This is a genomic window from Desulfitobacterium dehalogenans ATCC 51507 (assembly GCF_000243155.2).
Taxonomy (GTDB): Bacteria; Bacillota; Desulfitobacteriia; order Desulfitobacteriales; family Desulfitobacteriaceae; genus Desulfitobacterium; species Desulfitobacterium dehalogenans.
The window spans coordinates 4,312,949-4,321,753 of the sequence record NC_018017.1; the positions used below are offsets into that span (position 1 = coordinate 4,312,949).

Here is an 8,805-nt window from a genome sequence, read left to right on the forward strand (position 1 = left end):
GACTACACCATTTGCGATAGTATCATAGTTATGGGGACAGCTACAAATATTCCCGGCAGTAGATTTCCTACTTTTATTTCTTTAATTTCAAGTATGTTCAGACCAATGCCGACAATGAGTAATCCTCCGGTAGCGCTCATCTCTGCAATGACAGGCTCAGAAAGCAACCCCTGTAAAAGTGATGCAGAGATAGTTATTCCGCCTTGATAAAGAAAAACAGGTACAGCAGAAACCAAAACACCGATGCCCATAGATGAAGCTAAAACAATTGAGGAAATGCCATCCAATAAAGATTTCGCATAGAGTATGTCATGCACTCCTTTAATACCACTTTCAAGAGCTCCCATAATGGCCATAGCTCCCACACAGAACATTAAGCTGGAGGAAACAAAACCTTTCGTGAAATTTCCATTTCCGCCTTTAGCAAATTTATGTTCAAGCCATTTACCTAACTGCTGAAGCTTATGCTCAATATCAATCCATTCCCCGATTATTCCTCCCAAAACTAAGCTCGCTATAACCACCAGTGGGTTATTTGTTTCTAATGCCATACTTAACCCAATGAGAATAACTGCCAATCCTATCCCTTGAATTACTGTTTTCTTCATTTTTTCAGGCAGCGCCTTGCCAAAAATAATTCCCACCAAAGCCCCGCCAATGATCGCTAAAGAATTTACTATGGTACCTAACACCTTTTCACCTTCATCACTGTTCCACGTGGAACACTATTTATTACAAACCCAAAGAGTAGAGTGTTCCACGTGGAACATTTTTAATCAATATTGATATTCCATATCTCTAAAAGGCGATTAAACTCATCCTCAGAGAAATATTCTATTTCAATTTTGCCTCTGACGGCGCTCCCCTTCACCTTCACCTTGGTTTGAAAGGAAGACCTCAATTGATCCTCAATTTGAGCAAACAACGGTGAATCCTTCATTTTATCTTTCTTTGGAGTCTTACTCTGCTCTGTATATTTTAAGATTAGGTTTTCTAATTCCCTCACTGGCAAATTCTCTTTCGCTGTCTTCTGTGCTAAAAGAACCTGAAGTGATGAATCCTTAATTGCCAGGAGGACCTTTGCATGGCCGAGGCTTAATTTACCTTCTTGAATTAAGTGAAGCACTGGATCAGGCAACTGAATGACACGAAGAAGATTCGCTACTGTAGGACGTCCCTTTCCCACTCTCTCAGCAACTTGTTCTTGAGTCAGTCCATACTCTTTTATGAGACGGGCATAAGCGAGGCCCTCTTCCACCGGTGAAAGGTCAGATCTCTGGATATTCTCTATCAATGCCTTCTCCGCCAACTCTTGTTCACTTCCTGTTTGGAGAAGACAGGGAATCTTAGTAAGCCCAGCCAGCATTGCAGCACGATAGCGTCTTTCACCGGCAACAATAATATATCCATCATCTTTTGGCTGAACCAATATTGGCTGCAGCAAACCATGGGTCTTTAAGGACGCAGCTAATTCTTCCAAACTTTCCTGATCAAAGCCCCTTCTCGGTTGATCGGGGTTAGCTTTTATCTTATTTAACTCAATCTCTTGGACTGAAGCTTCATTTCCTACGGGTTCAGCACCAATCAATGCCTCTAAGCCACGACCTAAAGCTCTTTTAGACACGCTGCAATACCTCCTCTGCTAAATCACGGTAAACTTCAGCACCTCGTGAGCGCGCATCATAAAGGACAATGGGCTTGCCGTGACTTGGAGCTTCCCCCAATCGGACATTTCTTGGCACAATAGTTAAAAAAACTTTACTTTTAAAATACTTTTTAACTTCGTCAACCACTTGGATTCCTAAATTGGTTCGTGCGTCAAACATTGTCAACAGCGCGCCAAGAATATTCAAATGAGGATTCAGTCTACCTTTTACTCTATGAATCGTATCCATTAACAAAGTCAGCCCTTCAAGAGCGTAGTACTCACATTGAACTGGAATAAGGACATCCGTGGCGGCAGTTAAAGCATTCAAAGTAAGTAAGCCCAAGGAGGGAGGACAATCGATAATAATAAAATCATAGTCGTTTTTAATAGTCGCTAGGGCAGAAGCAAGTTTTCCTTCTCTCTTCTCCAGTGCAACAAGCTCAATCTCAGCACCGGCTAACTCGATTTGTGCAGGCGCAACAAATAACCCAGCCAACTCCGTACTTTTTATAATCCTTTCAATAGGAACTTCATTAATAAGTACATCATAAATACTTTCCTTCAGCTTACTTTTAAGTATTCCACAACCGCTTGTAGCATTTCCTTGAGGATCCAGATCAAGGAGCAAAACCTTTTTTCCTTGTTCAACAAGGCAGGCGCTTAAATTAACTGCTGTGGTCGTTTTGGCTACTCCTCCTTTTTGATTGGCAATCGCTATAATTTTAGCCAAAATGTGCCCCCCCTCTCAATACTTCAAAGCAAAATTAAATATACTATAGACAATATCTCACCGTTCATTGACTACCTTTTATAGTATCAAATCACACCAGATAAAACTAGGGATTTCCGTCGGAAAAGAATAGGAAAGTCGATAAAAAGCAAAAAGAAAGCGCCCTAAAGGCGCTTAAATCAAAAATCTACCACAAAGGCGCTGCCGGTTCATTGGTCGTCTTGAGTCGATAGCAGCTGTTCGCGTAAAATCATAGTAAAGGTTTTTTAGCAGGAGTACCTGCTTTGCGGGGATAAGCATGGGGAGTAGGTAGAATTTTCTCCACCAGTATAATTGCCCGGTGCTCTGCTTCTACTCCCAAATTAAATAATTTAATTTCTTTTATTTCGGCTCCTAAGATTTCCAATGCTTTTTTTGACTGCATAGCCTCTTCATTAGCTTGGGATCCCTTTGCCGCTAGAAAATAACCGCCTTTTTTAAGCAGAGGAACAGCATACTCAAGCAATACAGGTAAGCGAGCAACCGCTCGGGAAGTAACACAATCAAAGGTTTCCCGATACTTAGGGTCCCTGGCGAAATCTTCCGCCCTTGCGTGTATTGTCTTTACCTTCTTCAATTCCAATTCTTCAATGACTACTTCTAAAAAATCCAAACGCTTAGCCAAAGAATCCACCAAGTAAACCTCAACTTCGGGCAATAAAATTTTTAGTGGGATTCCAGGGAAACCAGCCCCTGTCCCAATATCAGCAAGCTTATTTCCCTGAATAAAAGAAACCAAAGCAAGAGAATCAATAAAATGTTTTAGGATTATTTCTTCGGGTTCCGTAATACTTGTTAGATTCACCTTCTCATTCCATTGAACTAATAAATCTGCATAGGTAGAAAACTTCTCAACCTGATCCTGACTGAGTTGAATATCCAATCGCTCGAGGGTCAATCTATTAAGAAGTTCTTTATGCTCAGGTAGCATGGAACTGACCCCCTCTGCGTTTTTGCTCAAGATAGACAAGTAATACAGAGATATCCGCCGGAGTCACCCCAGTAATCCGTGTAGCTTGACCCATATTAGAGGGTGAAACCTCTTTCAGCCTTAATCTACCCTCTGTCGATAATCCCTTTATCTGATCATAAACAATCTCCTCAGGAATTAAGCGTTCTTCCATCTTGGCAAAACGCTCAATCTCCGCAAGCTGCTTTTCGATATAGCCCGCATATTTTATTTCAATACCTGCTTCCAGCAGAGATTCTTCATCATACTCCGCCAGCTGGGGCATAAGCTGCTTTATTTCATTTATCGTAATTTCAGGTCTTCTCATCAATTCTTCCCCGCTGATACCACCATGGACTGCAGCAGAATTAACTGATGCCAATACCTCTGCCAATTGCTCATTAAGAGGTGAAAAAGTGGTTCCTCGCCATAAGGCATGAATTTCACTGATGGCCTCTTTTTTCTTTTGGAAAGCTTCCCAGCGCTCATCGTTAACTAAACCGATCTCTCTTCCCCTTGGAGTTAAACGCAGATCGGCATTATCCTGACGAAGAATCAAACGATATTCCGCTCTTGAGGTCAGTAAACGATAAGGTTCCTTGACACCTTTATTGACTAAGTCATCGATCAGCACACCTAAATATCCTTCGGACCGGCGAACAATAAAGGGTTCTTTTCCTTGAATCCGCAGTGCTGCATTAATCCCTGCCAATAGGCCCTGTGCTGCCGCTTCTTCATAGCCTGAAGTTCCGTTAAGTTGTCCTGCCGTGAAAAGCCCGGGAATTTTGCGTACCTCCAAGCTCAATGAAAGTTGATGCGACTTCACATAGTCATATTCTATGGCGTAGCCGGGACGCAAAAGTTCTGCTTTCTCTAATCCGGGGACACTGTGCAGAATCTCATATTGAATCTCCTCCGGCATGCTGGTGGATAGTCCAGCTACATAGAGTTCGTCACTATCCCATCCCTCAGGTTCAAGGAAGATCTGATGGGAAGGACGATCGGCAAAGCGAACTACTTTATCTTCGATGGAAGGACAATAACGGGGTCCAATCCCTTCAATTTTTCCTGAGTATAACGGCGCCCGGTGTATATTATCCTGGATAATCTTATGAGTCTCAGGGGTGGTATACCCTAACCAACAAGGGCATTGTTTGTCCACATCCTGTCCCCAATACATGCTTTGGGTGGGCATAAAAGAATAACGCCAGGGGACAGAATCTCCAGGCTGAATGTTAAATTTAGAATAATCCACTGAACGGCGATGAATTCGCGGCGGTGTCCCCGTCTTAAAACGTCCCAGCTCCAGGCCAAGGGCATTTAGCTCACCGGAAAGGCTCATAGCCGTTTGCTGTCCGCTGGGACCCCCATCATACATCGCATCACCAATAATGATCCGCCCCCGCAGATAGGTCCCACTGGTTAAAATCACATTGGGTGCAGCATAGAAAGCTCCCGTCCGGGTTACTACCCCGCTCACTTTTCCCTCTTCAGTTTTGATCCGATCCACCATAGCTTGGTGAAGTATCAAATTTTCCTGCCCCATGACCACATTGAGCATATTAAGATGATAGGCCTGCTTGTCGGATTGAATCCTCAGAGCATGAACTGCCGGGCCTTTTCCTGTATTAAGCATACGGACTTGAATTGATGTCTCATCGGCGGTGATTGCCATTTGTCCACCTAAAGCGTCAATTTCACGGACTAAATGTCCTTTTGCCGGTCCTCCCAAGGAAGGATTGCAATCCATATGGGCGATATTATCTAAACTCAAGGTGATCAATAGAGTTTGACAACCCATGCGTGCGGCAGCCAAAGCTGCTTCACAGCCTGCATGTCCGGCACCTACCACAATAACATCATATTTTCCCGCAAAAAATTCCACTGTTCCTCCTACTTTCCTATACAGAATCGTGAGAAAATATCATCCAACAAGGATTCCTGAATAGTATCCCCAGTAATTTGAGAAATTTCCTGAAGGGCCTGACGAATATCAATGGATACGATATCCCAAGGAAGTCCGTTTCTGACCGAGTCAAACCCGCTTGCCAAGGCCAAAGAAGCCCTCTCCAATGCCATAATTTGACGTACATTGGAAAGTAAAGGCTCCTTAGTCCTTTCATCTTTGCCTTGATAGACTCTTCTTATAATTTCTTTCTCCAATTCATCAAAACCAGAATTTTCTTTCACCGAAAAAGGAATCCATACCCCTTGCTGAGTGGGGTAGTTCTGAAGAATCCCCTCAAATTGCTCCTTACTATAGAAAAGGTCAATTTTATTAATTAAAACAATAACATCTTTATTATACTCATTTAAAATCCTAAGTTCTTCTACACTGAGTTCTTGTCCGGCCTGGATAATAAGCAGGATCAGCTCGGCCTTCTCCATTGCTTTCCAGGTTCGCTCGATACCTAGCTTTTCAACGAGATCCTCACTTTCACGAATTCCTGCCGTATCCACCAGCTGCAAAAGTATTCCGCCTATATTAACCGCTTCCCTAATTTCATCCCGGGTGGTACCTGGTATATCTGTAACTATAGCCCTCTCTTCCCCCATAAGGGCGTTGAGCAGACTGGATTTACCAACATTAGGCTGTCCGACAATGACCGTCAGCATTCCCTCCCGGAGGATTCTACCTGTCTTGCTCCCCTTAAGCAAATCACGAGCTAAATCAAGTCCCTTACTAATGCGCTGAAGAAGTGACTCTCGATCCAGGCTTTCCACATCATCTTCCGGAAAATCAATCCCTGCCTCTATAAAAGCAAGAGTCTCCAGAACCTGCTCCCTTAGGATAGAAATCTTTTGGGAGAGCAGTCCTTCCATCTGATGAAGTGCCAGATCGGCCGAGCTATCGGTCTTGGCAGAAATCAAATCCACAATAGCTTCAGCCTGGATTAAATCCAGCTTTCCATTGAGAAAAGCACGTTTCGTAAATTCTCCGGCTTCAGCAAGACGTGCCCCCAGACGTATGCATTCTTTCATAATCCTTTCCGCAATATAAAGACCGCCATGACAATTTATCTCATAGACATCTTCCCCTGTATAAGAGCTCGGGGCTAACATCCTACTGATGAGCACTTCGTCTAAAACCTTTTCACCAGCATAGAAATGGCCTAAATGCAAAGTAAATTGACTCATCTCCTGCCAACGTTTAGGATGATGAGGTGTAAATGCCTGATCAATTATTTCTTTTGCCTGAGGTCCGCTTAGTCTTAAAACATGAATACTTCCTTCACCTACAGCTGTAGCCAAGGCAATAATTGTATCATCCATGGAATCCGCTCCCATTCAATCAGTATCCGATTCATTTTAATAGCAATCTATAGTCATTCAAAACTTATCCTGACTAATATACCATTAAAGGAGATGTATAATACAAAGAAAACCCCAAAAGCAGTGCTTTCGCACTTGTTGCTCGCCGAGCCTATAATTTAACTCATCACCTGATAGTGCAAAAAAAGAGGGGTAGCCTCACCCCTCAGGAAATCTCTTTTGTCCGTTTTAAGGAAATAACCACTTTACGGTTGGGTTCTTCACCTTCACTAAAGGTAGAGATCCTTGCATCATCTTGCAAAGCAGTATGGATAATCCTTCTTTCATGAGGATTCATAGGTTCTAAGACAACGCGAGTTCCAGTACGTTTTACTTTATCAGATAGTCTCTTGGCTAAACGGACCAGGGTCTCTTCCCGCCGCTGACGATAACCTTCGACATCAATAATAATACGAACTTTTTCAGAAACCTGTTTAGCTACGGCAAGATTGGTCAGGTACTGGAGTGCTTCCAGAGTATCTCCCCTACGGCCAATTAAGATACCAAGCTCTTCACCGGAAATATCAACAAGCCAATGCTGCCCTTGTTGTGTATATTTAAACTCTGCACTGACACCCATGGAGTTACACACATCTTTAAGAAAGGAACAGGCCAGCTCACCCAGACAGTCTTCATAGCTAACGCGTACTTTAGCAAGGGTGGTTCCCAATAATCCGAAAAGTCCTTTTTTGGTAGGCTCTTCTAAGACCTCAATCCTCACCCGATCCCGCTCAACTCCCAATTCGTTCAGACAAGCATTAATAGCTTCTTCTACAGTTTTACCTGTTTTCTCAACAAATCTCATGGATATCCTCCCTTTGTAACTCTATGCAACCTCGCCCTGTTCATTATTCAATTTGCGATTAATATAAAGCTGTTGAAAAACAGAAACAATATTCATCGTAAAGAAGTACAAACCAAGACCTGATGGTACAGTCCAAGTAATATAGGCCATAAAGAAAGGCATGAAATACAGCATCATCTTTTGCGTAGACTGAGTAGGATCAGGTTTTCCACTATTATTCTGGGCTTTCATAGCCGGATTGGACGCCGTAGTAAGTTTAGTCTGTAAAAAAGTCGTAGCGCCTGCTAAAATCGCCAGAACCAAATTACCGTTCTCAGTAATATTAAAGCCTAAGAACATAGCCTGGCTGGGGTCGGTGATATAGTTATTAAAACTAAAGAGGGTTCTGTATAAAGCCCAGAAAATCGGTAATTGAACCAGCAAAGGCAGACAGCCCCCGGCTGGATTGAGATTATGCTTCTTATAAAGCTCCATGGTTTCCTGATTAAGCTTTTCGGGATTATTTTTATATTTCTTCTGAATTTCTTGAAGCTTAGGCTGAATCTCCATCGTCTTTCGCATGGACTTCATCTGCTTCCAGGTAAGAGGGTAGATCAAGGTCTTAATAATAATGGTTAGAAGAATAATAGCCAAACCATAACTTGCAAAACCGACCAAATCGGTTAAATTATATAACCACTTCAGCAATGCGGTCATCCATACGACAAATGTATTCACAGAAACCCTCCTTAAACTGGATCATAACCACCAGGGTGAAAGGGATGGCATTTTAAAATCCTGACTGCAGACTTCCAGCCGCCTTTAATGACCCCGTACTTTTGTATAGCTTGAATAGAATATTCAGAACATGTAGGATAAAAACGACAGGATGGTCGTTTAAGAGGTGAAATATAACGTTGATAAACCCGAATTAAACCAACCAATAAATTTTTCATCAATCAACGTTCCTTCATAACCTTTGCTTTATATAAGCTTTTCAAAAGACTATTTTCTACTTGAGAATAGGAAACTCCTTTAATTGAAGAACGAGCAATACAAATTATTTGAGTATTTTCTTTAATCTCGGGAAGATGGAGTCGAATAACCTCTCGCATCAAACGCTTAGCCCGATTACGGACAACAGCATTACCCACCTTCTTGGAAGCAATAAATCCGAATCGTGAGGGGCCCTCTGCTACATAGATTACCACAACCTTACCAGAGAAACTTTTCCCTTGTGCAAAAACCTTTCTATAAAGAGATTTTTGACGCAATCTAAACTTTCTCTGTAACATGGCTCCTCCGTAATCAAAAACTTCATATACTCTAGTCTTACTCACAAA

Annotated in this window: 10 protein-coding genes; all 10 read right to left on the bottom strand. The window is 42.4% G+C overall.

Annotated elements, in window-relative coordinates; genetic code table 11:
* Window positions 1–2: 2 nt before the first annotated feature.
* Complete coding sequence (locus DESDE_RS20655; protein ID WP_014795972.1) at window positions 3–692, bottom strand: DUF554 domain-containing protein; 690 nt, start codon at window positions 690–692, stop codon at window positions 3–5.
* 80 nt (window positions 693–772) lie between these two features.
* Window positions 773–1,624 carry a ParB/RepB/Spo0J family partition protein gene (locus DESDE_RS20660; protein WP_014795973.1) on the bottom strand — a complete coding sequence of 284 codons (852 nt, stop codon included), beginning with the start codon at window positions 1,622–1,624 and terminating at the stop codon, window positions 773–775.
* Window positions 1,617–2,378 carry a ParA family protein gene (locus DESDE_RS20665; RefSeq protein WP_014795974.1) on the bottom strand — a complete coding sequence of 254 codons (762 nt, stop codon included), beginning with the start codon at window positions 2,376–2,378 and terminating at the stop codon, window positions 1,617–1,619. Before DESDE_RS20665 ends, DESDE_RS20660 begins: the two co-directional genes overlap by 8 nt.
* Before the next feature lie 250 nt (window positions 2,379–2,628).
* Window positions 2,629–3,348, bottom strand: a complete 720-nt coding sequence (gene rsmG / locus DESDE_RS20670; protein WP_014795975.1) for a 16S rRNA (guanine(527)-N(7))-methyltransferase RsmG — start codon at window positions 3,346–3,348, stop codon at window positions 2,629–2,631.
* Entirely contained in the window at window positions 3,338–5,251 is a 1,914-nt protein-coding gene (gene mnmG, locus DESDE_RS20675; RefSeq protein WP_014795976.1) for a tRNA uridine-5-carboxymethylaminomethyl(34) synthesis enzyme MnmG, read from the bottom strand. The genes rsmG and mnmG overlap by 11 nt, the downstream gene beginning before the upstream one ends.
* An 8-nt stretch (window positions 5,252–5,259) precedes the next feature.
* A complete protein-coding gene (gene mnmE, locus DESDE_RS20680) occupies window positions 5,260–6,639 on the bottom strand; it encodes a tRNA uridine-5-carboxymethylaminomethyl(34) synthesis GTPase MnmE (RefSeq protein ID WP_014795977.1) in 1,380 nt (459 codons plus the stop codon).
* A gap of 205 nt (window positions 6,640–6,844) precedes the next feature.
* A complete protein-coding gene (gene jag / locus DESDE_RS20685) occupies window positions 6,845–7,483 on the bottom strand; it encodes an RNA-binding cell elongation regulator Jag/EloR (protein WP_014795978.1) in 639 nt (212 codons plus the stop codon).
* 21 nt (window positions 7,484–7,504) lie between these two features.
* Window positions 7,505–8,200: a YidC/Oxa1 family membrane protein insertase gene (locus DESDE_RS20690; RefSeq protein ID WP_014795979.1), complete on the bottom strand. Its 696-nt coding sequence runs from the start codon at window positions 8,198–8,200 to the stop codon at window positions 7,505–7,507.
* 11 nt (window positions 8,201–8,211) lie between these two features.
* The gene (gene yidD, locus DESDE_RS21445; RefSeq protein WP_083838578.1) at window positions 8,212–8,421 is read right to left on the bottom strand and encodes a membrane protein insertion efficiency factor YidD; all 210 of its coding nucleotides are present in this window, start codon (window positions 8,419–8,421) and stop codon (window positions 8,212–8,214) included.
* Window positions 8,422–8,757 (bottom strand): ribonuclease P protein component, encoded by a 336-nt coding sequence (gene rnpA, locus DESDE_RS20695; protein ID WP_014795981.1) that lies wholly within the window; start codon window positions 8,755–8,757, stop codon window positions 8,422–8,424.
* Window positions 8,758–8,805 lie beyond the last annotated feature (48 nt).